Genomic DNA, 25,043 nt, shown 5'->3' with positions numbered 1-25,043 from the left:
CCGCTTGATGCAGGATGGACGGTCATGAGCGTTTGGCTGCCGCGATGGCTTCGGGCAGGGTGAAGCAATTCTCGTAGAGCGCGCGTCCGACAATGGCCCCGTGACAGCCCAGCGCCTTGACCGCCGCGATGTCGTCCAGCGAGGAAACGCCGCCCGAGGCCTGCAGCACCAGATCCGGCCGACGGCTGCGGATCTCGGCCAGCAGATCCAGGTTCGGCCCGGTCAGGGCGCCGTCGCGACCGACATCGGTCACCAGCAGGTGTTTGGCCGTCCCCTTGGGATACCGATCCAACGCCTCCCAAAGCGTCATGCCCGAGGACTGGGTCCAGCCCTTCAACGCGGGGACCGGCACGTCGTCCTCGATCTTGACGTCCAGGGCCAGGGTGATGCGCTCGACGCCGAAGGTCTCCAACCAAATCGCCACCGCCTCGTGTTGGGTGACCGCCAGCGATCCGACCACGACGCGTGACACGCCGGCGTCCAGCAGCTTTTTCACATCGTCGGCGCTGCGCACGCCGCCGCCCGACTGAACCTTGACGTCGATGGCCTGGGTCAGTTCGCCGATCAGGGCGTGCTGGCGCGCCTCGCCCGCCTCGGCCCCGTCCAGATCGACGACATGAATCCACTCCGCGCCCTCGGCCGCGAAGGTCGTCAGGCGCGCGGCCGGCTGCTGGTCGTAATGCGTCACCTGGGCGAAGTCGCCGTGCATCAGGCGCACGCAGACGCCGTCCTTCAGGTCGATGGCGGGGTAGATCAGCATGGCAGGCCCAGGAAGTTCTTGAGGATGGTCGCCCCGGCCTCGGCAGAGCGTTCGGGGTGGAACTGGCAGCCCCAGCGGTTGGCGGATCGAACCACAGCTGGAACGACGCCGCCATAGTCGGCGCGCGCCAGGGTCGCCGGTCCGTCGGGACAGACGAAGCCATGGACGAAATAGGCATAGGCGCCGTCGGCGACGCCCTCCAGCAAGGGGTCGTCGCGGTCGCGCGTCAACCGGCTCCAGCCCATGTGCGGCACGGGCAGATCGCCCGCAGGCGTCAGCCGGGTCACCGCGCCGGGAATGAGGCCCAGCAGATCGAAGCCGTCGCCCTCGTCGCTTGATCCGAACAGCAGTTGCTGACCCAGGCAGACACCCAGCAGCGGGCGCGTGAAGGCGCGGATCGGCGCGATCAGACCCAGGTCCGACAGGCGCTTCATGGCGTAGCCGGCGGCGCCAACACCAGGCAGGATGACCCGTTCAGCCTCGGCGATGACGGCGGGATCGTCGGTCAGGCGCACGGTCGCGCCCAGCCGCTCCAGCGCGAACTGGACCGAGGCGACATTGCCGGCGCCGTAGGCGATGATTGCGACCTCGGTCACAGAACCCCCTTGGTGGACGGCACGGCGTCGCCTTCGACGCGGATGGCCTGGCGCAGGGCGCGGCCGAAGGCCTTGTAGACGGCTTCGGTCTTGTGGTGGTCGTCCCGGCCCGTGACCTTGACGTGCACGGCCGCGCCCATGGCCTCGGCCAGCGACCGGAAGACGTGGGCGGTCAGGTCGGTGCGGTAGTCGCCGATGAACGGCGTCTCGAACGCTCCCTCGAACAGCGGATACGGGCGGCCGGAAAGATCGATCGAGACCGTGGCGTTGGCCTCATCCATCGGCAGGACGAAGCCATAGCGGGCGATGCCCTTGCGCTCGCCCAGCGCCTGTTTCAACGCCTGGCCCAGGGCGATGGCGCTGTCCTCGATCGTGTGGTGCGGATCGGTGTGAAGGTCGCCTTCGCATTGCAGGCGCAGCGAGAAGCCGCCGTGGGCCGCGATCTGCTCCAGCATGTGATCGAAAAAGCCGACGCCGGTCTCGATTTTCACCGGACCGGGCGCATCCAGATCGACGGCGCAGACGATCCGGGTTTCCTTGGTGTCGCGCACCGCCTGACCAACGCGCGCCGGGCGGCGCTTGGCGGGCGTCAGGCCGAAGGCGGCGAGCAGCCGGTCGTTGACCTCGGACTTGATCGAGATCGGCAGGCGCAGACGCTCGCCAGACAGATCGGCCTCGACGCCGTAGGCTTTCAGACCGGCCAGGGCCGCGGCGGGCTCCTCGGGGCGGGCCATGATGATGGGACCGACGCCTGGTTCGACCGGCATCTGACGACCCAGTTCGCGCACGACCCGTTCGCGCTCGCGCCGGACCGAGGCGATCCGCTCGGCGGTCTCGATCATCCGCGACGGATCGAGCGCCTGCATCGCCAGCCGCACCAGCGGTTCTGGCAGGGCATAGGGTTCCAGCACCGACGCCAGACGCGCCAGGGTCTGTGTTTGCGCGATCACCGCGCCGACGCGGGCGCCGGCGAGACCATAGGCCAGGGACAGGCTGCGCAGCACGACCAGGTTCGGCTGATCGGCGACAACGGTCACGGCCGAGACGCTGTCGGAGAACTCGATCAGTCCCTCGTCCACCACCAGCAGGGCGGGGGCGACGCGGGCGGCCATCTCGGCGACGGCTTCGGGCGAGCCCAGGGCGCGGATGACGACGATATTTTTCTCTGGGGCCGTTTCGCCCTTGGCCGGATAGATCGCGGCTAGGCTGTCATAGGGCTCGGCCTTCGGGGCCTCGACCGATCCGCCGTCGCGGGCGGCGAGGCGCCAGGTCAACTCCAGCCCGTGGGTCAGGCCGCGCACCGGCAGAACCTGTTCGGCAGGCACGCCATAGACGGCGGCCATCCGAGCGGCGAGGACGGAGGCGTCGCCGGGATAGCGATCCAGACCTTCGCCGCCGGAAACCAGCGGCGGATAGGGAGCGGGCAGGGTCATCCCTCGCTCCTCAGATCGGCGGCGCGGGCGTGGGCTTCCAGGCCCTCCATCCGGGCCAGGCGGGCGGCGATGGGCGCCAGCTGACGTGCGCCGGCCTCGGTCACCAGCTGGACCGACATGGTGGTCATGAAGCTGGCGGTGGTGACGCCGCCCAAGGTGCGGGCGCCGCCATCGGTCGGCAGGACGTGGCTGGGACCGGCGGCATAATCCCCCAGCGTCTCGGCGGCGAACCGGCCGACGAAGACGGCCCCGGCAGCCTTGATCGAATCGACCAGAGGCTCGGGATCGTCGATCTGGATCGCCAGGTGTTCGGGGCCATAGAGGTTGACGACTTCTGCGGCGGCGTCGAGGTCGCGGACCAGGATGGCGCGGGCCTCGTTCAGAGAGGCGCGGGCGATGGCTTCGCGGGGCAGGGTTGCGACCTGCACCTCGACCTCGCTCAGGATGTAGTCGATGGTGGCGCGGCTGGTGGAGACCAGCAGAACCTGCGCATCCGCATCGTGTTCGGCCTGGCTGAGCAGGTCGGCGGCGGCGATCTCGGGCGCGGCGTCGCGATCGACGATGACCATCAACTCCGACGGGCCGGCGGGCATGTCCACGGCGGGGCCGCCGGGAAGGGCCGAGGCCTGCTTCTTGGCCTCGGCCACATAGGCGTTTCCGGGTCCGAACAGCTTGTCGCAGGCGGGAATGACCCCGTCCTCCAGTTCGACGCCGAATGTCAGGGCGGCGATGGCCTGGGCCCCGCCCATCAGCCAGACGGCGTCCAACTCCGCCTCTGCGGCGGCCAGGATCATGGCGGGGTGGATGCCGCCATCCTTGTTCGGCGGCGTGACGGCGACGCGCTGGCCCACACCCGCGACCCCGGCCGGAATGGCCAGCATCAGCAGGGACGAAAACAGCGGCGCGGTGCCGCCGGGAATGTAGAGGCCGGCTGAGGCGAGGGGACGCCAAGCCAGTTTCGACCGCACGCCGGGCGTCGTCTCGACAAAGGGGGTGTCCTCGGGCCGGGTCGCCTGGTGGAAGACCCGCACATTGTCGGCCGCCATGCGCAGGGCGCGCACGTCGCCGGGCGGCAGGGCGTTGCGCGCCTCGGCCACAGTCTCGGGCGTGATGGCGATGCGACGGGGCGGCGCCTTGTCCAGCTTCAGGCACCAGTCGGTTACGGCCTCGCCGCCGCGCTGGCGCACGTCGTCCAGGATGGCGCGCACCACCTCGGTCACGTCGCCGGCGGTGCGTTGGGCCGGGCGGGCCAGGGCGGCCGTCTTGCCGGCCGCATCGAGGGAAGACCAGTCGATGCGTTTCATCACATCATCTTCTCGATCGGCAGGACCAGGATGGCCGAGGCGCCGGCGGCCTTCAGCTTTTCAAGCGTTTCCCAGAAGACCGCCTCCTGACAGACGGCGTGGACGGCGACCGCATCGTCGCGACCCATCAAGGGCATGACGGTGGGCGAGCCTGCGCCGGGCAGGATGGCGGTGATCTCGTCCAGCGCCGAGCGCGGGGCGTTCAGCATGACGTATTTTGCGCCTTGCGAGGACACCACGCCCGCCATCCGCTCGATGACGCTGTCCAACAACTGCTGCAGCGCGGGCTCGGGCGCGACGGGCGACTGGATCAGCACGGCCTGGCTTTCCAGAACCGTATCCTTGGCCCCCAGGCCGTTGGCCTCCAGCGTCGCGCCGGTCGAGACCAGGTCGCAGATGGCGGCGGCCAGCTTAAGCCGGGGCGCGACCTCGACGGCCCCGCGCATGACCACAATGTCGGCCTTGACCCCGCGTTCGTCGAGGAAGCGGCGCAGGATCTTCGGGTAAGAGGTGGCGATACGCAGACCGTCGAGCGAGGCCGGACCGTCATAGGCCAGCGTCGGAGGCGTGGCGATCTTGAGCGTGCAGCGACCAAAGCCCAGCGGCATGACGACCGAGGCGTTCGGTCCGCCGTTGCGGCCTTCCTCCAGCACATTCTCGCCGACGATGCCCAGATCGCACACGCCGTCCGCCACGAAGGTGGGGATGTCGTCGTCGCGGACGCGCAGCAGGTCGATCGGATAGTTCTCGACCCGGTACAGCAAGTCGTTGTGACCCTTGACCCATTTCAGGCCCGCGTCGCGGATCAGGTCGAGGCTGCGGTCGGCCAGACGGCCGGATTTCTGGACGGCGATGCGAAGCCGGCCCTGCACGGTGCTCATGTTCGGATACTCAGTTCTTGGTCTTCAGGCGGTCCAGGGCGAGGCGATAGCCCTGATGCGGCATGTCTTTCAGATAGCGGGCGACGCGAACGACGGTGGTGGGGCTGGCATGGGCCTCTGCGGCGATCTCGCGATAGGATTTGCCGCCGGCGTCGAGCAGGCGCGCCACCTGCCAGCGCTCGGAGAAGGCGCGCAGTTCCGCAGGCGTGCAAAGATCGGCCAGAAAGGCGTCGATCTCGGCGCGCGTCTGCATCGACAGCAGGGCGTCATGCAGGTCGTCACGGGCGGGCGGGGTCGTCATGCGCGTTCCACTATGCTGTAACGGTGGAACGGTCAAGGGGATGTCTAGTGGCGAGTGGCGAGTGGCGCGTGATGAGTGGCGATAAAATCTGGGCATCCGTCGCTTGCTCGCCACTCGTCACTCGCCACTCGCCACTCTAAATGCGTCCCATGACCAAGGTTCTCATCATCGGCGCCGGACACGCCGGCGGCTCCGTCGCGGCCTTCCTGCGGCAGTATGGGCATGAAGGCCCCATCGTGCTGGCGGGCGAGGAGGATGCGCCGCCGTATCAGCGGCCGCCGCTGTCCAAGGCTTGGCTCAAAGGAGAGGCGGATCTGGAGGCGCTGCTGCTGCGGCCTCTGAGTTTCTACGCCGAGCAGAACATCGACTTCCGACCCTCGACGGTCGCCGTGTCGGTGGATCCGGCAGCGAAGACGGTAGCCTTCCACGACGGGTCGTCGGAAACCTACGACATTCTCGTGCTGGCGACCGGATCGACGGCGCGCAAGCTGCCGGTTCCGGGCGGGGACCATCCCGATCTGCTGGAACTCCGCACGATGAAGGACGCCGAGCGACTGAAGGCTGTCCTCGGGCCCGGCAAGCGTCTGGCGGTCGTCGGCGGCGGCTATGTGGGGCTGGAGGCGGCGGCGTCGGCGCGGGCCCTGGGCGCCGAGGCGGTGGTGATCGAGCGCGCGCCGCGCGTTTTGGCCCGGGTGGCGTCCGAGACCTTATCGACCTTCTTCACGGCGCAGCACCGGGCGCACGGCGTCGAAATCCTGACCGACGCTGAGGTAGTCGCTGTGGCCCGCGACGGCGTGAGCCTGGCCGACGGATCGGTGGTGTCGGCGGATGCGGTGTTGGTGGGGGTCGGCGCCCTGGCTTGCGACGCCCTGGCGCGATCGGCCGGCCTGACCTGCGACGACGGCTTGGTGGTGGACGCTGAGGCGCGCACCAGCGACCCGGCGATCTTCGCCATCGGCGACATGACCCGACGACCCATTCCGGTCCACGGCGGCGTGCATCATCGGCTGGAAAGCGTGCCCAACGCCCTGGAGCAGGCCAAACAGGCGGCCGCGGCCATCGTCGGACGGGCCGGACCCACGCCCGAAGTGCCGTGGTTCTGGTCTGACCAGTATGACGTCAAACTTCAGATCGCCGGCCTGCCGTTTGACGCCGACCGACAGGTGGTGCGCGGCGACCCGACGGCGTCGGGCTTTGCGGTCTTCCATCTGAACGGCGACCGCATCGTCTGCGTCGAGGCCGTCAACGCGCCGCCCGAGTTCATGGCCGGCAAGCAGTTGATCGCCAAGGCGACGCCTGTGGACATGGACAAGCTGGCCGATCCGGCGGTGTCGATGAAGGCGGTGGCCGTCGGATAAGGCGTCGCCGCAGTGCAACAAAACTGTTGCGCTTTACGTTCGTGACCGTTCAAGCTGCGACTTCAACGCGGCGGGGGCGGATGACGAGAGCTTTCGACGAAATGAATGGCGGCGGATCGGGTGCGATCCGCGACAGCTACAAGACGCTGGCGGCGTGGCTGGAAAACGCGCCGGCCGATTTGCTGCAAGCGCGCTCGCGCCAGGCGGAGCTGTTCTTCCGCCGCATGGGCGTGACCTTCGCCGTCTACGGCGACGAGGAATCCAATGAACGGCTGATCCCTTTCGATGTCGTGCCGCGCATCATCGGCGCGGACGAATGGGGTGGTCTGGAAAAGGGGCTGAAGCAGCGGGTCACCGCCATCAACGCCTTCCTGAAAGACATCTATGGACCGCAGGACTGCATCAAGGCGGGCATCGTCCCGGCCGATCTGATCCTGACCAATCCGCATTATCGGCCGGAGATGCAGGGGCGTCGTCCACCGGGCGACGTCTGGTGCCATATCTCGGGCGTTGATCTGGTGCGCACGGGCGAGGACGGCTTCTATGTTCTCGAAGACAACTGCCGCACGCCGTCGGGCGTCTCCTATATGCTGGAGAACCGCGAGATGATGATGCGGCTGTTCCCCGACCTGTTCGCGGAACACGCCGTGCGTCCCGTCGAGATCTACACCGACATGCTGCTGCGCTCGCTGCAGGCTTCGGCGCCGGCGGGTGCAGGGGCGGATCCGACGATCGTCGTGCTGACGCCCGGCCCCTTCAACTCGGCCTACTACGAGCATAGCTTCCTGGCCGATAAGCTGGGCGTCGAGCTGGTTCAGGGCACGGACCTGTTCGTCAATGACGACACGGTCTTCATGCGCACGACAGAAGGGCCCAAGCGCGTCGACGTCATCTATCGCCGCATCGATGACGACTTCCTCGATCCCCTGACCTTCATGCCAAACTCCACAATCGGGGTGCCGGGGCTGATGTCGGCCTATTTCGCCGGGCGCGTGACCCTGGCTAATGCGGTCGGCACGGGCGTGGCCGACGACAAGGCCGTCTATACCTACATGCCCGAGATCATCCGCTTCTTCACGGGCGAGGACGCCATCCTGCAGAACGTGCCGACCTGGCGCTGTCGCGAGCCGGACGCCCTGAAGGAAGTGCTGGATAAGCTGCCGGAACTGGTGGTCAAGGAAGTCGGCGGATCGGGCGGCTACGGCATGCTGGTCGGGCCGACCTCGACCAAGGCCGAGATCGAGGATTTCCGCGCCAAGCTGATCGCCGATCCCGACGACTTCATCGCCCAGCCGACGCTGAGCCTGTCGACGGCCCCCACGCTGAACGGCGGCGCCCTGTCGCCCCGCCACGTCGATCTCAGGCCGTTCGTCCTGTCCAGCCCGGCCGGCGTGCGCGTCGCGCCCGGCGGCCTGACGCGAGTGGCGCTGAAGGAAGGGTCGCTGGTGGTGAACTCCAGCCAGGGCGGCGGAACCAAGGACACCTGGGTGCTGGACAACTGATGCTTTCACGCACCGCAGACAGCCTCTACTGGACCGGCCGCTACATGGAGCGGGCGGACTTTCTCGCCCGCATTCTGGAGGCGGCGATCCGTCTGGCTGCCCTGCCGGCGAAAGATCAGGCCGCCGTCACCGCCTGGGCCGGGGCCATCGCCTCGTCGGGGGTCAAGGCCGGCTTCGACGCGACCGGTCGGACCGTGTCGGAAAAGTCCGTGCGGGAATATCTGGCCTTCGGCTTCGACAATCCGACCTCGATCAAGGCCTGCATCACCAAGGCGCGGACCAATGCGCGCTCGGTGCGCACCGCCCTGACCATCGAACTGTGGGAGGCGATCAACGGCGCCTGGAACGGCCTGAACGAACTGGGCGAGCCGACTAAGCGCGACGACTTCACCAACTTCCTCGACTTCGTGAAATCGACGTCCCTGGCGGTGGAAGGCGCCTCGTCGCGGACCATGCTGCGCAATGACGCCTACTGGTTCCTGCGACTGGGCATGGCGATCGAGAGGGCCGACAATACGGCGCGTCTGCTGGACGTGAAATATCACCTGCTTCTGCCGCCCGGCGAACGGGTCGGGGGGCAGTTGGACTATTTCCAGTGGACGACCCTGCTGCGCGAGGTTTCGGCCCTGACCGCCTATCGCTGGGTCTATCGTGAAAGCGTGCGGCCCTGGCTGGTGGCGGACTTGCTGGTGCTGAACCGCCAGATGCCGCGCTCGCTGGCCTCATGCCAAGGCATGATTGTCAGCTATCTGGAGAAGCTGGCGACCGATTACGGCCGGCGCGGACCGGCGCAACGGCTGGCCTCCAATCGCCTCAGCCAGTTCAACGAGGCCAAGATCGAGGACATCTTCCAGTCCGGCCTGCACGAATACATCCAGAGCTTCCTGAACGAGAACAACGCCCTGGCCGCGGCCATCCACGAACAGTATCTGGTCTGACCATGCGGATCCGGATCGATCACTCCACCCGCTACGCCTACGCCAGGCCCGCGCGGTTCATCGTCCAGATGCTGCGCCTGACGCCCAAGTCGTGCGAAAGCCAGCAGGTCCGCGACTGGCGGATCGAAACCGATGTGGACGCCCGGCTGCGGCGCAGCGAGGACGCCTTCGGCAACATCGTTCACAGCCTCTACACCGAGCGGCCGACCGACGCCCTGACCATCCGCGTCACCGGCGAGGTCTCGACCGTCGAGACGGGCGGCGTCGTGAAGGGCCAGGCCGAGCGGCTGTCCCCCTTGGTCTATCTGCGCGAAACCCCGATGACCAAGGCCGACGCCGGGATCGTGGATTTCGCCCGCTCCATCCCCGAGGGCCCGACGCTCAATCGGATGCATCAGTTGATGGGCGCGCTGAAGGATACGGTGGCGTTCGAGGTCGGCTCGACCTCCGCCTCCCACACCGCCGCCGACGCCTTCGCCCAGAAACGCGGCGTCTGTCAGGACCATTCGCAGATCTTCATCTCGGCCGCGCGCCTGCTGGGCGTGCCGGCCCGCTATGTCTCGGGTCATCTCAGCCGTCAGGACGGACGCCACGATCAGGACGCCGCCCATGCCTGGGCCGAGGCCTGGGTCGAAGATCTGGGCTGGGTCGGGTTCGATCCCGCCAACGGCATCTGTCCGACCGAACACTATGTCCGGGTCGCGGTCGGCCTGGACGCGCGCGGCGCCACCCCGATCCGGGGCACCAGCTATGGCGGCGGCCAGGAGCAACTGACCGTCGCCCTGAATGTGCGGCCGGTGCAACAGAGCCAGCAACAACTGCAATCCAGTGGATGGCCCCGATAGGCATGACGCGCGAATCTGTTAGCGTTCAGGGATTCGCAACGCGGGGAGCGAATAGAGCGAAGTGACCTATTGCGTAGGCATGCTGGTGGACGACGGGTTGGCGATGATCGCCGACACGCGCACCAATGCGGGCGTGGACAACATCTCGTCCTATCGCAAACTCCACATCTACCAGTCGCCGGGCGAGCGGATCCTGGCGGTCGCGACGGCGGGCAATCTGTCGGTCACCCAGACGGCGCTGGCCATGGTCGCAGCCGGGGTCAAACTGCCGGACTCCACCGAGCTTGAAACCCTCCAGACCGCCCCGACCCTTTTCCGCGCCGCCCAGCTTCTGGGTCATGCGATGGCCAGCGTGCGCGCCAGCATCAATACGCCGCCGACGCCGACCGCCGATGGGCTGAACGTCACCGCCTCCATGCTGCTGGGCGGTCAGATCGCCGGCGGCAAGATGGGGCTGTATCTGATCTACGGCCAGGGCAACTTTATCGAGTGCGGGCCCGATACGCCCTATCTGCAGATCGGCGAGCTGAAATACGGCAAGCCCATTCTGGATCGCGCCCTGCACAGCTCCACCTCCCTGTCCGAGGCGGTGAAGCTTGGGCTGATCTCGTTCGATTCGACCATCCGCTCGAACATCGCCGTCGGCCCGCCGCTGGACCTGATCGTCATGCCGCGCGACCAGCTGACGGGCACGGCGCGGCGCATCGAGGCGGACGATCCCTATTTCCGCGATCTGGGTCGGCGCTGGTCCGAAGCCTTGGCCGCCGCCCACCGCGCCATGCCCGATCCGACCTGGTTGGATATCGACACGTCGGCGCCTCAGAGGAGCATCAGCGCCGTCGGCTAATTAAGATTGCGATTTGTTCGCAATTGTCTTGTGCCTTCCTGTGGAGCTGGTTATTGCGAGCGCATCGCAAAATCAGACCAAAAGGTCGCAAGAGTATGTCCGAATCCCGCGCCGCCGCGCTCCGCTCGCTTCTGTTCGCCTCCAGCGCCGCCGGCATGCTGGTCGCCGCCCCCGCCATAGCCGCTGCTGTGATCGCCGAGGACGGCGTGGTCGTCACGGCCGACCAGTCCCAGCCCGCCAATCTGGGCACGATCGACGTCAACGGTCAGTTCAAGAAGCCGGCGCCCGTCAATCCCGAGTTCGTCGCGCCCCTGGTGGATATCCCGCGCGCCGTGACGGTCATCCCCCAGGCCATCATCGAACAGACCTCGGCCTCGTCCTTGCAGGACCTGCTGTCCAACTCCCCCGGCATCACCTTCGGAGCAGGCGAGGGCGGTCAGCCCCTGGCCGATCGTCCCTTCATCCGGGGCCAGTCGTCGGGCAACAACATCTTCGTGGACGGCATTCGCGACACGGGCGGCCAGCAGCGCGAGGTCTTCAACCTGGAACAGGTCGAGGTCATCAAGGGGCCGGACGCCGTTTATTCGGGACGCGGTTCGGGCGGCGGCAGCATCAACCTGGCCTCCAAATCGCCCAAGCTGAACGCCTTCACCAATGTCAGCGCGGGCGCGGGCACCGACGGCTATTTGCGCGGCACGGTCGATGCGAACCTGCCGCTGGGCGAGACCGCCGCCCTGCGCATCAATCTGATGGGCGCCCAGGGCGACGTGCGCGGCCGCGACGCCGTCGATTACAACAGATGGGGTGCGGCCATCAGCCTGGGCGCCGGTCTGGGCACGCCGTCCTCGATGGTCTTCAGCTACTATCACCTGACCAGCGATCAGATGCCGGATTACGGCATTCCGTTGTTCACCAAGATTCAGTCACGCACGACCGACAGCGGCGTTCTGGATGTGCCCTATGACAGCTTCTATGGGCTGAAGGCGCGCGACTACCTGACCAATGAGGTGGACGCCTTCACCTTCAAGGCCGAGCATCGCCTCAACGACTACGCCACGATCCGCAACGTCAGCCGCTATTCGCAGACGCTGAACGACTACATCGTCACCAATCCCGGCGACGGCGGATATGTCGGACGCGCGGCGGACGGGACCTACTGGATGAAGCGGGGCACCAAGACCCGCTGGAACCCGGTCACCACCCTGGCCAATGTGACGGATGTCTTCGGCCAGTTCGCCACCGGTTCGATCAAACACAGCTATGACGTCGGCGTGGAGCTGTCGCGCGAGCACAACAAGAACGCCTCCTATTCGACCTACACCACTTCGGGCTCGGCCTGTCCGACGGGTCTGACCACGGTGTCGGGAACGTATCCGACTGCGTCCAGTACCCTGGGCGCCGGCGACTGCACCCCGGTCTATAATCCCAACCCCGACGACGCCTGGACCGGCGTGATCAACCGCGGCCCGACCAGTTCGAACACGACCGAGGCCATCGGAGTTTATGCGAACGACAGCATTACCCTGACCGAGCGACTGATCCTGAACCTGGGCGTTCGCTGGGACCAGTATTCGGTCAAGGGCGTGAATGCGACCGCGACCCAGTCGGCCGGCGTCTGGACCACGACGGGCTATACGGCCGTTCCGGAACAGACCTGGGAGTTCACCAACTATCAGGTCGGCCTGGTGTTCAAGCCGACGCAGAACAGCAGCGTCTATGCGTCCTGGTCCACGTCTTCGACGCCGCCGACCATTTCGGCGGGCGACCAGAACGCCTCGGGCGGCACGGGCACGGTTGATGGCGTCGCCAACACGGTTCTGGATCCGGAAGACACCGAAAGCTTCGAGATCGGCGCCAAGGCCAATGTCTTGAACGACCGTCTCGCCCTGTCGGCGGCCGCCTTCCATCTCACACGCAAGAACGCCCTGATCCTGGTTCAGCCCAACATCTTCCGTCAGGAGGGCGAGGTCGAGGTCAACGGCTTCGAGTTGGGCGTGTCAGGCAGTATCACGCCGAAGTGGACCGTATTCGGCGGCTACATCTACATGGACTCCGAACTGGTGAAGGGCGCCTGCACGGTCGATGCCACGGTAACGCCGCCGGTGTGCAGGCCCAGCGCCTTTGAAGGTGACCCGCTGGCCAACACGCCCAAGCACAGCGCCAGTCTGTTCACCACCTATCGCGTCCTGCCCCGGCTGACGGTCGGCGGCGGCGTCTACTACACGTCCAAATCTCTGGGCGGGAACCAGGGCGGCGCGGGCGGCGGGAGTAACCGCATCTATGCGCCCGAATGGACCCGCGTGGACGCTTTCGCCGCCTATGATCTGACGGATCGCGCGACGCTTCAGCTGAACGTCAAGAATGCGACGGACGAGGAGTACATCATGCGCACCAACGGTATCCACCACGCCGACGTGGCCGCAGGTCGCCAGGCAATCCTGGCCCTGAACCTGCGCTTCTAAAGGCCGTTTCCCCGGCCTAGTCTGACGGCCCCGCGATCCCCCGCGGGGCCGTTTCGTCTTTCAGCGAGAACGCCCGTGCTGTTGCAGATTCCGGAAGTCTTCTCCAAGGCCGAGGTCGCGGCTCTGCGGGCGCGGCTGGACGCCGGGCCGTGGGCGGACGGCAACGCCACCTCGGGCCATCAATCGGCGACGGCGAAAAAGAACCTGCAACTGCCCGAAGAGTCGGATGTGGCGAAGGAGGTCTCGGCTCTGGTCGTCCAGGCGCTGAACGCCAATCCGATGTTTGTGGCCGCGGCCCTGCCGCACACGATCTTTCCGCCTCTGTTCAACCGTTACGAAGGCGGGGACCAGTTCGGCCTGCACGTCGACAACGCCATCCGCCAGTCCCGCACTAGCGGGGCGATCCGCATTCGCAGCGATCTGTCGGCGACCCTGTTTCTGTCCGAACCCGAGGACTACGATGGCGGCGAACTGATCATCGAGGAGATGTACGGGGCGCAGGCGATCAAGCTGCTGGCTGGCGATCTGGTCCTCTATCCGTCCAAGAGCCTGCACCGGGTCACGCCCGTGACGCGCGGGGCGCGGGTGTCGTCCTTCATGTGGATGCAGAGCCTCGTGCGCGACGACGCCGATCGCGAGACCCTGTTCCGCTTGGATATCGCCACCCAGCGCGTAGCGTCCGAAAAGGGGCCCAAGGATCAGGCGGTGATCGAACTGACCGGCGTCTATCACAATCTCCTGCGGCGCTGGACCGAAGTCTGACGGACAAGGCTCCGCGACGTCGCTAAATGCTATTGCAACCCGTTCGCAACAATGGCACAGCGACCCCGTGACCGAACTCGCCACACAGCGTCAGGCTGAAACCGCAGCCAAGGGCCCCAAACCCAAGGCGGCGCTGAACGGCGCGCGTTCGTTCTGGCTGAAGCAGCTGCATAGCTGGCACTGGATTTCTGCGGCTGTCAGCCTGGTCGGCATGATCCTGTTCGCGGTCACCGGCATCACACTGAACCACGCGGCCTCGATCCCCGGCGATCCGGTCACGGTCGAACAGACTGCGACCTTGCCGGCGCCCCTGTTGCAGCGTCTGGCCAGATTCCCGCAGGAGACGACCGATCCCGTTCCCGACGCGGTCGCCCGCTGGGCGTCCGAGGCTCTAAAGGTCGAGATCGCCGACAAGCCGACCGAGACGACGGCGCAAGAGGTCTATGTCGCCCTAGCCATGCCCGGCGGCGACGGCTGGGTCACCATCGACCGTTCGACCGGCGAGACCCTGCACGAGAAGACGACGCGCGGCTGGATCGCCTACCTCAACGACCTGCACAAGGGCCGCAACGCCGGCGTGGTCTGGTTCTGGTACATCGACGTCTTCGCGGCGGCCTGCGTCATCTTCGCCGTCACGGGGCTGGGTCTGATGGTCCTGCACGCCAAGGGTCGGCCCTCGACCTGGCCGCTGGCGGCGCTGGGCCTGCTGATCCCCGTCGTTATCGCCCTGATTTTCATTCACTGACGAGTTTTCCGATGCGCCTGCTTCCCGTCGTCATCACCACCGTCGGCCTCGCCGCCGCTGCGCCCGCCATGGCCGCCGACCTGACGGTGTCGGTCGAGATTCCGCGCCTGAACACCGCCTCCTATCATCGCCCCTATGTCGCGGTGTGGATCGAAAAGCCGGATCAATCGGCCGAACGCACCCTGGCTGTCTGGTATCAGCAGACCCGCAATAACGAAGGCGACGGCAAGGACTGGCTGAAGGATCTGCGCACCTGGTGGCGCAAGGGCGGCCGGGCCATGAGCCTGCCGGCCGACGGCGTATCCGGCGCCACACGCGCGCCGGGTCGCCAGACCGTCACCGTACCCGCCGCCCACCTGCGCAACCTTCAGCCCGGCCAGTACAACATCGTCGTCGAGGCGGCCCGCGAACTGGGCGGACGCGAAGTCGTGCGCGTGCCCTTCCGCTGGGGCGCGGCCAACACCGGCGCCGGAACCGGCTCCACCGAACTGGGCGCCGTGCGCGTCGCCGTCTCTCGCTGAGGATCATGACCATGAAGAAGACGATCGCCCTGCTGACGCTGGCCGCAGCGCTGGCCGCCCCCATGGCCGCCCAGGCCCACCGCGCCTGGCTGGCGCCCACCGCCACGACCCTGTCGGGCACGGACGCCTGGGTCGGGTTCGACGCCGGCATGTCGAACCAGGTGTTCAACCCCGACCACGCCGCCATGCGCCTGACCGGCCTGACCATCACCGCGCCGGACGGCTCGGCGGTCCAGCCCGAGAACGCCATGCAGGGCCGCTATCGTTCGACCTTCGACGCCCATCTGACCCAGAACGGCACCTACAAGATCGCCAACGTCATGAACGGCGTGATGGCCAGCTACACCCTGAACGGCGAACAGAAGCGCTGGCGCGGCGCGGCCTCGGACTATCCGGCGGGCCTGCCCGAGGGCGCGACCAATGTTCAGGCGACCCGCACCGCCAGCCGCATCGAGACCTTCGTCACCCTGAACAACCCCACCGACACCGTCTTCAAGACGACCGGAGAGGGGCTTGAGCTGGTTCCCGTCACCCACCCGAACGACCTAGTCGTGGGCGAACCCGCCACCTTCAAACTTCTGAACAACGGCCAGCCGGCGGCGAACGTCGACGTCACCGTGGCGCGCGGCGGTCTGCGCTACCGCGACAACCCCGAAGAATCGACGCTCAAAACGAACGCCGAGGGCGCCTTCACCATCACCTGGCCGGAAGCGGGCATGTACTGGCTGAACGCCTCGGTCCGCACCGAAGGCCAAGGCGAAACGCTGGGTTCCAACGCCAGCTATGTGGCGGCGATGGAAGTCCTGCCCTAAGCGAAGGGCCATGTCCGACATTCCCCCCTCGCGCGGTTCACGCGCCGCCCCGCCCACGGTCAACATCGGCGACGCCGCCCCTCTGGGCGACCGCGCCGACAACCGCGTCCTCGTGCCGACGATCGAAGGCGCGCCGCCCCGTCCGCCCAGCGACCTGATCCGCGCGCTGGGCGGCCAGACCATGGGCACGACCTGGAGCGCGCGCGTCATCGCCCCGCCCGGCGTGGGCGAGGTCGAGATCCGGTCCGCGATCGAAGAGGAACTGGCGACCGTCGTCGGTCTGTTCAGCCCGTGGGAGCCGTCCAGCGAGATCAGCCGCTTCAACACCGCGCCCGCCGGCGTCTGGGCGGTGTCCCAGCCGTTCTGGGATCTGCTGGATTCGGCGATGACCCTGGGCGACGAAACCAACGGCGCGGTCGATCCGACCCTGGGCGCCCTGGTCGATATGTGGGGCTTCGGCCCGCCAGGACCGCGTTCGGCCTTGCTGCCCGTCCCGTCCGAAGACGAGATTGCGGCGGCTGCGGCCGTGTCGGGTTGGCAGAAGCTGCGGCTGAACGGCGATGCGCGGGCGGTCATGCAGATGGGCGGGATGAAGCTGGACTTCTCCGGCATCGCCAAGGGTCATGCGGTGGATCGCGTGTCCGACCGCCTGATGGCCATGGGCGCGACCTCGCACCTGATCGAGATCGGCGGCGAGTTGAAAGGACGCGGCGTCAAGCCGGACGCCCAGCCCTGGTGGGTCGAGATCGAGCGGGTCGAGGGTTCGCCTGCGCCCCACACCGTGGCGGCGTTGTTCGATCTGGCCGTAGCGACCAGCGGCGACTATCGCCGCGCATTCCACCATGAGGGGCGCCTTTATCCCCACACCATCGACGGATCGACCGGTCGTCCGGTCAGCAACAATCTGAGTTCGGTCACCGTCCTGCACCCCTCCGCCATGATGGCCGACGCCTACGCCACGGCCCTGACCGTCATGGGGCCGTTCGACGGACCGGACTATGCCGAGGCCGTCGGCCTGATGGCCCATTTCGTCGAGCGTACCGAGCGCGGGCCGGTCGAGCGGATGTCGCCGGCCTTCGCCGCCCTGATGGACGACGACGGAGATCGTCCGGGGTGACAGCCGATCCGCAGCGCTGGCTGTGGGCGGTCGGGGCCTTGGCGCTTTGGCTGACCCTGATCGCCGTCATCTTCTGGCGTGAACGCAGGGCCAAGGCGGCGGCCCGTGCGCGGTCTGATGCTCTGGCGGGCGCAGGCGAGGGCCGGCCGCTGCTAATCGCCTTCGCCAGCCAGACGGGCTTCGCCGAGGAACTGGCGTGGATGACGGCGCGGTCTCTGGGCGATGGCGGCGTGGGCGCGCGAGTGCTGTCCTTCGCCGATCTGGATGTGCAGACGCTCAAGTCGACGGACCGTGCATTGCTGATCGTCTCGACGACGGGCGAGGGCGATCCGCCCGACAGCGCGGCCCGGTTCGTGCGCAAGGTCATGGGCGAGACGACCGACCTGTCGGAACTCCGTTTCGGTCTTCTGGCGCTGGGCGACCGCAGCTATGATCAGTTCTGCGGCTTCGGTCACGCTGTGGACGGCTGGCTGCGACGCGCCGGCGCCAAGCCCCTGTTCGATATGGTCGAGGTCGACAACGGCGAGGCCGGCGCCCTTCGCCACTGGCAGCACCAGTTGAACCAGATCACGGGCAGCGTGACGGCCCCCGACTGGACCCCGCCCGCCTACGACCCGTGGCGGCTGGTCGAACGCACCCTGGTCAATCCGGGCAGTCCCGGCGGCGAGGCCTGGCATCTGGCGTTCGAGGCCGTGGGCGCGGCGCCCGACTGGTCGGCCGGCGACATCGCCGAGGTCGGCCTGCCTGAGCGTGACGGCGTCACGCCGGGTTCACGTGAATATTCCATCGCCTCCCTGCCGTCGGATGGCCGGGTCGAGTTTCTGATCCGCCTGATGCGCCATCCCGACGGCGCCCCGGGCCTGGCGTCGGGCTGGCTGACGCAGGATCTGGCGCGGGGCGATCAGGTCGGAATGCGCCTGCGCACCAACCGCAGCTTCCACGGCCCGGCGGACGAGACGCCGATGATCCTGATCGGCAACGGCACGGGCATCGCCGGCCTGCGCGCGCATTTGAAGGCGCGCACCGACGCGGGCGGGGCCTGGCTGCTGTTCGGAGAACGCACGCAGGCGCATGACGCCTTCTTCGATGCGGAGTTGCAGGCCTGGCTGGCGTCGGGCGTGCTGCGGCGGCTGGATCGGAGCTTCTCGCGCGATACGGGCGACGGCCGATATGTGCAGGATCTTGTCGCGGCGGCGGTTGATGACTTGCGCGACTGGGTCGCGCGCGGCGCGGCGATCTACGTCTGCGGCAGTCTGGAAGGCATGTCGCAAGGCGTGCATGCCGCGCTGGAAAGCGCGCTGGGCGCGGACGTGGTGCTGACCCTTCTGGAAGACGGGCGCTATCGGCGGGACGTTTACTGAACACCGTGCTTGCCGATGTCGGTTACCGGCCTAGACGCCCCAACAGTTCCGCCGCGAAGGTCGACAGGGTGTCGTCGCGCGCGCCCATGACGACGATCCGGTCGCCCGGCTTGGCGATCTCGACGATCCGGTCGCCGCAGGCGGCGCGCGTCGCCAGCGCATCAGCCTGACGGCCGGCGGCGCGGACGCCGGAGGCGATGTCTTCCGATCCCACGCTGCGGTCGGTGGTGCCGCCATAATAGACCGGCTCGGGCATCAGTAGCACGTCGTCCTCGCGCATCAGGCCGGCGAAACCGTCGATGAACTCCGACTTCATCAGCTTCAGCGGGCCGAACCCATGCGGCTGGAACAGGATCAGCAGCCGCCCGTCGAAGGCGTGCAGGGTCTTTAGCGTGGCGGCGATCTTGTCCGGATTATGGGCGAAGTCGTCGATGACGGTGATGTCGCCGGCCGTCCCTACCACCTCCATCCGGCGACGGATGCCGGCGAAGGTCTCCAGCGCCTTCACCGCCTCGGCCGTGGGCACGCCCAGCGCCCGGGTCGCACCCAGCGCGGCCAGGGCGTTGGCGACATTGTGGGCGCCGGGCACGTTCAGGACCACGTCGTGCTCGCTCCAGCCCTCGATCAGCCGGAACCGCATGCCTGTCGGCAGAGGCTGAAGATCATGGGCGGACAGGTCGGCCTTCTCTTCGCCCAGGCCGAAGGTGATCGCCTTGCCGAATGGCAGGGTCTGGGCCAGGGCCGCCGTCTCGGGATTGTCCAGGTTCAGCACGGCCGTCGTCGCCCGCGCGGTGAAGCCCCCGAACAGGTCGCGCAACTCTTCCATCGACTTGTGGTCCAGCGAGATGTTGGACACCACCGCCACCGTCGGGTCGTAGCGGGCGATGGAGCCGTCGCTTTCGTCCACCTCGGACACGAACAGGTCCGGCCCGCCGATCAGGGCGCTGGCGAACGGATGGTCGGCGTCGGCGAAGTTCTTCATCACCGCCCCGTTCATCACGGTCGGCTCGCGGCCCGTCTGGTTCAGGATCCAGGCGATCATGCCTGTGATGGTGGACTTGCCGCTGGTGCCCGCGACCCCGACCGAGGTCGGGGCGGTGTTGAACAGTTCACTGAGCAGTTCGGGCCGGGTCTTGATCGTCGCGCCCGCGCGCCTGGCCGCGCCGATGTCGGGCACCGTCTCCTCGATGGCGCCGGTGGCGATGACGGTCTGATCGGCGCGGGTCACGCCCGATCCGTCCTGGGGGTGCAGGGTCACGCCGTGGGCGCGCAGCCAGTCGAACTTCTCGGGCGTGCGGCCCTGGTCCAGCGCCCGGTCCGATCCTTCGATCACAGCGCCGCGCGCCTGGACGATCATGGCCAGGGGCAGCATGCCCGACCCGCCGATGCCGCAGAAGAAATAGGAGGCGTCTTGGTTCATGCCCCCTTAGAACAGGGGATCGGGCCGGTCCGCCAGTAGGGGATCGCAAAAACGACGAAGAAGACGGACGTGACCCCAAAGAGCGATAAAATGGGCAGCTTCAAGATCGGCGTCGTCTGCGCCAGTTCGCGCTTCTCCAAAGAGCGCGCCGAGGCGGTCGAGGCCTGGATGGCGCAGAACCATCCCGACCGCAATGTCGCCGTCGTTTTTCACCCCGCCTGTTTTTTGAAACACGGTCATTTCGCCGGCGATGACCGGGCGCGCGCCGACGCCTTCGTTGAGTTCGCCAACGACCCCCGCATCGACGCCATCTGGTTCGCGCGCGGCGGCTACGGCTCGTGCCGCATCGCTGATGCGGTGATCCCGCGCCTGGACGCCGTCGCCCGCAAGAAGCGCTACATGGGCTATTCCGACGCCGGCAGCCTGTTGGCCGGGATGTACAAGGCCAGGTTCCAGCATCTGGCGCATGGACCGATGGCCTCGGATTCGGTGCGCGACGACGCGACCGCGCGCGGCGCCCTGTCCTGGCTGACCACGGGACGCACCGACTGGATCGAGCCGTCGCTGGCGACCGATCCGCGCCCGGCCGTCGCCTTCAACCTGACCATCCTGAACGAACTGACCGGCACGCCGCTGGAGCCCGATCTGTCCGACCACGTCCTGATGCTGGAGGAGGTGTCCGAGGCCGCCTACCGGATCGACAGAATGATGTTTCACTTGACCAGCCAGGCCAGCATCCGTCGCGTGGCCGGGATTCGCCTGGGACGGGTCTCGGACGTCACGCCAAACGATCCCGATTTCGGTCAGACTCCGGAGGAAATCGTTCGATACTGGTGCCTGCGTTCGGGCATACCCTTTCTGGGAAGCGCCGATATCGGGCATGACGCCGCCAATAAGGTCGTCCCCTTCGGTCGCCCTTAAGGCAAACGACGCGCGACGAAAAGGACACAGTCTCGCCTCTATTCGCTATAGCCAGCTCGCCTACCTCTCGACAGAACGCCGGTCCTGACTTCAGATGCCGGTCCGCGAGGCGTTAGGACTTCGTTAGCCAAGGCGTTGGGGGACGCTGTGGTTGGCGCCTTCTGCGATGCGGCGGTTCGTTCGGATATCGGGGGATGCCCGGACGAGCCGCCTGATCGTCTTCCTGATCATCGACGTGAAGAGCCGCAGGGCTTAAGGATCGCGGGTGCGTTTCGACGAGAGATTCATCGATGAACTGAAGGCCCGCCTTCGGCCGTCCGACGTGATCGGGCGGACGGTGAAGCTGAAACGTCAGGGCCGCGAATACGTCGGTCTGTCGCCGTTCTCGAAGGAGAAGTCGCCGTCCTTTTTTGTCAACGACGACAAGGGCTTCTTCCACGACTTTTCGTCCGGCAAGCATGGCGACATCATTTCCTTCCTGCAGGAGACCGAGCGGCTGAGTTTCGTCGAGGCGGTGCAGCGCCTGGCCGGCGAGGCGGGGATGCAGCTCCCGGCCGAAGACCCCAAGGAGGCCGAGCGCGAGCAGAAGCGGGCGGGTCTGTCCGACTGGATGGACCTGGCCCAGAAATGGTTCGCCGCAAACCTGCGCCGCACGCCGGGCAAGGCGGCGCGGGAGTATCTGGACAAGCGCGGCCTGCCCGAGGATCAGTGGGAGCGGTTCGGCCTGGGCTACGCGCCCAACGATCGCGAGGGGCTGAAGCAGGCCTTGGTCCAGCGCGGCGCCAAGCCAGCCGAACTGGTCGAGGCCGGGTTGCTGATCTCGCCCGAAAGCGGCGGCCAGCCCTATGATCGATTCCGCGACCGGCTGATGTTCCCGATCCTGGATGCGCGCGGCCGGATCGTCAGCTTCGGCGGCCGGGCCATGAACCCCGACGACCGGGCGAAATATCTGAACGGCCCGGAAAGCCCGCTCTTCCACAAGGGCGCGACCCTCTACGGCCTGCCCGAGGCGCGGCGGATCCTGGGCGCGGAATCCAAGAACGACCAGGCCATCATCGTGGTCGAAGGCTATATGGACGTCATCGCCTGCCAGCGCGCGGGCCTGCCGGCCGTGGCGCCGATGGGCACGGCCCTGACCGAGGAGCAGATGGAACGGCTATGGCGTGTGTCGCACGAGCCGATCCTGTGCTTCGACGGCGATGCGGCCGGACTGCGCGCCGCCTATCGCGCCATCGAACGGTCGCTGCCGCTGCTGAAGCCAGGGCGCTCGTTCCGGTTCGCCCTGCTGGGCGCCGGTCAGGATCCCGACGACATTCTGCGCGACAGGGGCGCGCCCGCGCTGCGTCAGGCCCTGGCCGAAACCCATGGGTTCGCCGAGGTGCTGTTCCGCCGCGAACAGGATCTGGAGCCGCTGGACACGCCGGAGCGCAAGGCCGGCTTCAAAGCGCGGCTGAGAAACACCGCCTCGGCCATCCAGGACAAGGATCTGGCCGAGCAATACCGCCGCGACCTGTTCGACCGTTTCGACGCCCTGTTCCCGCGCAGCCCCCAACGCGCGCCCTGGACGCCGGGGCAGGGCAGGCGCGGTTTCGGCCCGCCGCACAAACTGGGTCAGACGGCGGAGGGCGCCCAGGCGATGCAGTCGCTGTTTCGCGCCATCGAGCCCGTGCCGGCCGCCCTGGCCCACGGCGCCATCGACGACCCCGAACGGATGGACGACCATCTGGAGGAGATCGCCGCCCACGGATTCGGCGACAAGGGGCTGGATGGACTGGCGCAGGAGCTGGTTCGCCTGCGTCTGTCGGGACATAGCCTTGACTCCGCCGCCCTGCGACGCCATCTGGCGCAATCGGGTCATGATGCCTTAGTGCGCGAGGTCGAGAAGGCGGCGGCAAAGTCCGGCGCGCCATTCCTGGCCGCAAATGCGCCCCTCGCCGAGGCAAGGGTCCGATGGTCGCAGGCGTTCGACGCTTCAACCCGCGTAGCGGCGTTGGAGGACGCCTTGGCCCATGCACGTGATGTGCCTGGGCAGGATGAGGCGTTCCGCCGGCTGAAGGCCGAGCGGGATGCGCTTCGCCGTGCGATCAAAGCCGGGACGATTTGGGAAGACAGCGCGGGCACGTAACCTTACGGCACGCCAAGCATTGTATTTTTCGCCGAGGCGGACTGATCACCCTCTCGGCTGGAGACAGACTGACTATGAACGCACAGACCGAGACGCAGGACACCGAGGTTTCGACCGATGGGCCCCTGCTCGATCTGACGGACGCCGGCGTCAAGAAGTTCATCAAGCAAGCTAAGGCGCGCGGCTATGTGACGATGGAGGAGCTGAACAAGGTCCTGCCATCCGAAGAAGTCACGCCCGACGCCATTGAAGACACCCTGGCGATGCTGTCCGAAATGGGCGTCAACGTCGTGGAGGCCGAGGAGGACGCGCAGGAGCAGCAGTCCACCGACGTCGCCGCCGCCGCCGGCACCGCCGTGGCCGAAACGCCCGCCAAGTCGGCCTATGACCGCACCGACGACCCCGTGCGCATGTATCTGCGCGAGATGGGTTCGGTCGAACTGCTGAGCCGCGAGGGCGAAATCGCCATCGCCAAGCGGATCGAGGCCGGCCGCGACGCCATGATCTCGGGTCTGTGCGAAAGCGCCCTGACCTTCGAGGCCATCATGGTGTGGCGCGACGAGCTGGAAAACAACCGCATCCTGCTGCGCGAGGTCATCGACCTGGACGCCACCTATGGCGTGCTGAACCCTTCGTCCCTGCCGGGCGCCGCCCAGCCTGAAGGCGAAGAGGAAGACGAGGCCGAGGACAAGCCGGCCGCCGAAGACAAGCCTGAATCTGACGACGAAGACGACGACGACTTCGACGACGGCGGCGGCATGTCGATCTCGGCGCTGGAAGCCGAGCTGCGCGACGGGGTGATGGAGGTTCTGAACGCCATCGCCGCCGATTTCGGCGCCTTCCGCCAGCTGCAGGACAAGCTGGTACAGACCCGTCTGAAGGGCGAGGTGCTGAGCGCCAAGGATGAAAAGGCCTATCAGGCGCTGACGACGTCCATCTCGGATCGTCTGAAGACCATGAAGCTGAACAACAACCGTATCGAGGCGCTGGTCGAGCAGCTCTATGCGATCAACAAGCGCCTGATCGGTCTGGAAGGCCGTCTTCTGCGCCTGGCCGACAGCTACGGCATTTCGCGGCCCGAGTTCCTCAAGGCCTACTTCGGCTCCGAGCTCGACCCCACCTGGACCGACCGGATCAAGGATCAGGGCGTGCGCTGGACCAAGTTCAGCGAGAACGAAGCCAGCCAGATCGCGACCATCCGTTCCGACGTCGCCGCCGTGGCGCTGGAAGCCGGTCTGCCGATCGACGACTATCGCCGCATCGTCCAGACGGTGCAGAAGGGCGAACGCGAAGCGCGTCAGGCCAAGAAGGAAATGGTCGAGGCCAACCTGCGCCTCGTGATCTCCATCGCCAAGAAATACACCAACCGCGGCCTGCAGTTCCTAGATCTGATCCAGGAGGGCAACATCGGCCTGATGAAGGCGGTCGATAAGTTCGAGTATCGTCGCGGCTACAAGTTCTCGACCTACGCCACATGGTGGATCCGTCAGGCGATCACCCGCTCGATCGCCGACCAGGCGCGCACCATCCGCATTCCGGTGCACATGATCGAGACGATCAACAAGATCGTTCGCACCAGCCGCCAGATGCTGCACGAGATCGGCCGCGAGCCGACCCCGGAAGAGCTGGCGGAAAAGCTGGCCATGCCGCTGGAGAAGGTGCGCAAGGTCCTGAAGATCGCCAAGGAGCCGATCTCGCTGGAAACCCCGATCGGGGACGAGGAAGACAGCCACCTGGGTGACTTCATCGAGGACAAGAACGCCGTCCTGCCGATCGACGCGGCCATCCAGTCGAACCTGCGCGAGACCACGACCCGCGTGCTGGCGTCGCTGACGCCGCGCGAGGAGCGGGTCCTGCGGATGCGGTTCGGCATCGGCATGAACACGGACCACACGCTGGAAGAAGTCGGCCAGCAGTTCTCGGTGACCCGCGAACGCATCCGTCAGATCGAGGCCAAGGCGCTGCGCAAGCTGAAGCACCCGTCGCGGTCGCGCAAACTGCGATCCTTCCTGGACAGCTGATACGATCAAGG

The 25,043-nt window shown here is 67.0% G+C and carries 22 protein-coding genes; 15 read left to right on the top strand and 7 right to left on the bottom strand.

Annotated elements, in window-relative coordinates; translation table 11 throughout:
• Nucleotides 1-22: 22 nt before the first annotated feature.
• Genes hisA through ABIB58_RS07160 form a run of 6 tightly spaced genes read right to left on the bottom strand, consistent with a single transcriptional unit; the run spans nucleotide 23 to nucleotide 5,275 of the window.
• The gene (gene hisA, locus ABIB58_RS07185) at nucleotides 23-760 is read right to left on the bottom strand and encodes a 1-(5-phosphoribosyl)-5-[(5-phosphoribosylamino)methylideneamino]imidazole-4-carboxamide isomerase (protein ID WP_354039973.1); all 738 of its coding nucleotides are present in this window, start codon (nucleotides 758-760) and stop codon (nucleotides 23-25) included.
• Complete coding sequence (gene hisH / locus ABIB58_RS07180; protein ID WP_185225094.1) at nucleotides 754-1,356, bottom strand: imidazole glycerol phosphate synthase subunit HisH; 603 nt, start codon at nucleotides 1,354-1,356, stop codon at nucleotides 754-756. Before hisH ends, hisA begins: the two co-directional genes overlap by 7 nt.
• Nucleotides 1,353-2,789, bottom strand: coding sequence for an imidazoleglycerol-phosphate dehydratase HisB (hisB, locus tag ABIB58_RS07175; protein ID WP_185225093.1), 1,437 nt, complete (start codon nucleotides 2,787-2,789; stop codon nucleotides 1,353-1,355). The genes hisH and hisB overlap by 4 nt, the downstream gene beginning before the upstream one ends.
• Nucleotides 2,786-4,093: a histidinol dehydrogenase gene (hisD, locus tag ABIB58_RS07170; protein WP_185225092.1), complete on the bottom strand. Its 1,308-nt coding sequence runs from the start codon at nucleotides 4,091-4,093 to the stop codon at nucleotides 2,786-2,788. The genes hisB and hisD overlap by 4 nt, the downstream gene beginning before the upstream one ends.
• Nucleotides 4,093-4,974 (bottom strand): ATP phosphoribosyltransferase, encoded by an 882-nt coding sequence (gene hisG, locus ABIB58_RS07165; protein WP_045811881.1) that lies wholly within the window; start codon nucleotides 4,972-4,974, stop codon nucleotides 4,093-4,095. The genes hisD and hisG overlap by 1 nt, the downstream gene beginning before the upstream one ends.
• Before the next feature lie 10 nt (nucleotides 4,975-4,984).
• Nucleotides 4,985-5,275, bottom strand: a complete 291-nt coding sequence (locus ABIB58_RS07160) for a YerC/YecD family TrpR-related protein (protein ID WP_045811882.1) — start codon at nucleotides 5,273-5,275, stop codon at nucleotides 4,985-4,987.
• A gap of 149 nt (nucleotides 5,276-5,424) precedes the next feature.
• On the opposite strand from ABIB58_RS07160, the gene ABIB58_RS07155 reads away from it, so the two are divergent.
• The 12 genes from ABIB58_RS07155 (at nucleotide 5,425) to ABIB58_RS07100 (ending at nucleotide 18,545) form a co-directional block, all read left to right on the top strand.
• Nucleotides 5,425-6,633, top strand: coding sequence for an NAD(P)/FAD-dependent oxidoreductase (locus ABIB58_RS07155; protein ID WP_082064528.1), 1,209 nt, complete (start codon nucleotides 5,425-5,427; stop codon nucleotides 6,631-6,633).
• Between the two features lie 80 nt (nucleotides 6,634-6,713).
• Complete coding sequence (locus ABIB58_RS07150) at nucleotides 6,714-8,135, top strand: circularly permuted type 2 ATP-grasp protein (protein WP_017504409.1); 1,422 nt, start codon at nucleotides 6,714-6,716, stop codon at nucleotides 8,133-8,135.
• Complete coding sequence (locus ABIB58_RS07145) at nucleotides 8,135-9,073, top strand: alpha-E domain-containing protein (protein WP_045811884.1); 939 nt, start codon at nucleotides 8,135-8,137, stop codon at nucleotides 9,071-9,073. Before ABIB58_RS07150 ends, ABIB58_RS07145 begins: the two co-directional genes overlap by 1 nt.
• A 2-nt stretch (nucleotides 9,074-9,075) precedes the next feature.
• Nucleotides 9,076-9,918 (top strand): transglutaminase family protein, encoded by an 843-nt coding sequence (locus tag ABIB58_RS07140; RefSeq protein ID WP_045811885.1) that lies wholly within the window; start codon nucleotides 9,076-9,078, stop codon nucleotides 9,916-9,918.
• Between the two features lie 61 nt (nucleotides 9,919-9,979).
• The gene (locus tag ABIB58_RS07135) at nucleotides 9,980-10,765 is read left to right on the top strand and encodes a proteasome-type protease (RefSeq protein ID WP_045811886.1); all 786 of its coding nucleotides are present in this window, start codon (nucleotides 9,980-9,982) and stop codon (nucleotides 10,763-10,765) included.
• Nucleotides 10,766-10,860: 95 nt separating this feature from the next.
• Entirely contained in the window at nucleotides 10,861-13,227 is a 2,367-nt protein-coding gene (locus ABIB58_RS07130; protein WP_354039967.1) for a TonB-dependent receptor, read from the top strand.
• A 75-nt stretch (nucleotides 13,228-13,302) separates the two neighbouring features.
• The gene (locus ABIB58_RS07125) at nucleotides 13,303-13,989 is read left to right on the top strand and encodes a Fe2+-dependent dioxygenase (protein WP_354039965.1); all 687 of its coding nucleotides are present in this window, start codon (nucleotides 13,303-13,305) and stop codon (nucleotides 13,987-13,989) included.
• A gap of 67 nt (nucleotides 13,990-14,056) precedes the next feature.
• Nucleotides 14,057-14,734, top strand: a complete 678-nt coding sequence (locus ABIB58_RS07120) for a PepSY-associated TM helix domain-containing protein (protein WP_082064529.1) — start codon at nucleotides 14,057-14,059, stop codon at nucleotides 14,732-14,734.
• A gap of 11 nt (nucleotides 14,735-14,745) precedes the next feature.
• On the top strand, nucleotides 14,746-15,255 hold the full coding sequence (locus ABIB58_RS07115; RefSeq protein ID WP_045811889.1) for a DUF2271 domain-containing protein: 510 nt from the start codon (nucleotides 14,746-14,748) through the stop codon (nucleotides 15,253-15,255).
• Between the two features lie 11 nt (nucleotides 15,256-15,266).
• Entirely contained in the window at nucleotides 15,267-16,067 is an 801-nt protein-coding gene (locus ABIB58_RS07110) for a DUF4198 domain-containing protein (RefSeq protein ID WP_045811916.1), read from the top strand.
• A gap of 10 nt (nucleotides 16,068-16,077) precedes the next feature.
• Nucleotides 16,078-17,184 carry an FAD:protein FMN transferase gene (locus ABIB58_RS07105; protein ID WP_082064530.1) on the top strand — a complete coding sequence of 369 codons (1,107 nt, stop codon included), beginning with the start codon at nucleotides 16,078-16,080 and terminating at the stop codon, nucleotides 17,182-17,184.
• The gene (locus tag ABIB58_RS07100) at nucleotides 17,181-18,545 is read left to right on the top strand and encodes a sulfite reductase subunit alpha (protein ID WP_185225086.1); all 1,365 of its coding nucleotides are present in this window, start codon (nucleotides 17,181-17,183) and stop codon (nucleotides 18,543-18,545) included. The genes ABIB58_RS07105 and ABIB58_RS07100 overlap by 4 nt, the downstream gene beginning before the upstream one ends.
• 22 nt (nucleotides 18,546-18,567) lie before the next feature.
• Here ABIB58_RS07100 and ABIB58_RS07095 read toward each other — a convergent pair whose 3' ends face one another.
• Nucleotides 18,568-19,965, bottom strand: a complete 1,398-nt coding sequence (locus ABIB58_RS07095) for a UDP-N-acetylmuramate--L-alanine ligase (protein WP_185225085.1) — start codon at nucleotides 19,963-19,965, stop codon at nucleotides 18,568-18,570.
• A gap of 90 nt (nucleotides 19,966-20,055) precedes the next feature.
• Between ABIB58_RS07095 and ABIB58_RS07090 the strand changes: the two genes are divergently transcribed.
• The 3 genes from ABIB58_RS07090 to rpoD all read left to right on the top strand — a co-directional run bounded on the left by ABIB58_RS07090 (nucleotide 20,056) and on the right by rpoD (nucleotide 25,032).
• Complete coding sequence (locus tag ABIB58_RS07090) at nucleotides 20,056-20,886, top strand: LD-carboxypeptidase (RefSeq protein WP_185225084.1); 831 nt, start codon at nucleotides 20,056-20,058, stop codon at nucleotides 20,884-20,886.
• A gap of 265 nt (nucleotides 20,887-21,151) precedes the next feature.
• Complete coding sequence (dnaG, locus tag ABIB58_RS07085; protein WP_185225083.1) at nucleotides 21,152-23,011, top strand: DNA primase; 1,860 nt, start codon at nucleotides 21,152-21,154, stop codon at nucleotides 23,009-23,011.
• Nucleotides 23,012-23,085: 74 nt separating this feature from the next.
• Nucleotides 23,086-25,032, top strand: coding sequence for an RNA polymerase sigma factor RpoD (gene rpoD, locus ABIB58_RS07080; RefSeq protein WP_045811892.1), 1,947 nt, complete (start codon nucleotides 23,086-23,088; stop codon nucleotides 25,030-25,032).
• The last annotated feature ends 11 nt before the right edge of the window (nucleotides 25,033-25,043 follow it).

The sequence above is a fragment of the Brevundimonas sp. UYEF29 genome (assembly GCF_040546195.1).
Taxonomy (GTDB): Bacteria; Pseudomonadota; Alphaproteobacteria; order Caulobacterales; family Caulobacteraceae; genus Brevundimonas; species Brevundimonas huaxiensis.
The sequence above is the reverse complement of the archived record's forward strand: the minus strand, read 5'-3'. Positions and strand labels throughout refer to the sequence as shown.

Bases quoted from the DNA above. Each gene is read 5' to 3' on its own strand.
- hisA (WP_354039973.1), bottom strand. From the start codon at position 760: ATGCTGATCTACCCCGCCATCGACCTGAAGGACGGCGTCTGCGTGCGC.
- hisB (WP_185225093.1), bottom strand. From the start codon at position 2,789: ATGACCCTGCCCGCTCCCTATCCGCCGCTGGTTTCCGGCGGCGAAGGT.
- hisD (WP_185225092.1), bottom strand. From the start codon at position 4,093: ATGAAACGCATCGACTGGTCTTCCCTCGATGCGGCCGGCAAGACGGCC.
- hisG (WP_045811881.1), bottom strand. From the start codon at position 4,974: ATGAGCACCGTGCAGGGCCGGCTTCGCATCGCCGTCCAGAAATCCGGC.
- ABIB58_RS07160 (WP_045811882.1), bottom strand. From the start codon at position 5,275: ATGACGACCCCGCCCGCCCGTGACGACCTGCATGACGCCCTGCTGTCG.
- ABIB58_RS07155 (WP_082064528.1), top strand. From the start codon at position 5,425: ATGACCAAGGTTCTCATCATCGGCGCCGGACACGCCGGCGGCTCCGTC.
- ABIB58_RS07150 (WP_017504409.1), top strand. From the start codon at position 6,714: ATGACGAGAGCTTTCGACGAAATGAATGGCGGCGGATCGGGTGCGATC.
- ABIB58_RS07145 (WP_045811884.1), top strand. From the start codon at position 8,135: ATGCTTTCACGCACCGCAGACAGCCTCTACTGGACCGGCCGCTACATG.
- ABIB58_RS07140 (WP_045811885.1), top strand. From the start codon at position 9,076: ATGCGGATCCGGATCGATCACTCCACCCGCTACGCCTACGCCAGGCCC.
- ABIB58_RS07130 (WP_354039967.1), top strand. From the start codon at position 10,861: ATGTCCGAATCCCGCGCCGCCGCGCTCCGCTCGCTTCTGTTCGCCTCC.
- ABIB58_RS07115 (WP_045811889.1), top strand. From the start codon at position 14,746: ATGCGCCTGCTTCCCGTCGTCATCACCACCGTCGGCCTCGCCGCCGCT.
- ABIB58_RS07110 (WP_045811916.1), top strand. From the start codon at position 15,267: ATGAAGAAGACGATCGCCCTGCTGACGCTGGCCGCAGCGCTGGCCGCC.
- ABIB58_RS07105 (WP_082064530.1), top strand. From the start codon at position 16,078: ATGTCCGACATTCCCCCCTCGCGCGGTTCACGCGCCGCCCCGCCCACG.
- ABIB58_RS07095 (WP_185225085.1), bottom strand. From the start codon at position 19,965: ATGAACCAAGACGCCTCCTATTTCTTCTGCGGCATCGGCGGGTCGGGC.
- ABIB58_RS07090 (WP_185225084.1), top strand. From the start codon at position 20,056: ATGGGCAGCTTCAAGATCGGCGTCGTCTGCGCCAGTTCGCGCTTCTCC.
- rpoD (WP_045811892.1), top strand. From the start codon at position 23,086: ATGAACGCACAGACCGAGACGCAGGACACCGAGGTTTCGACCGATGGG.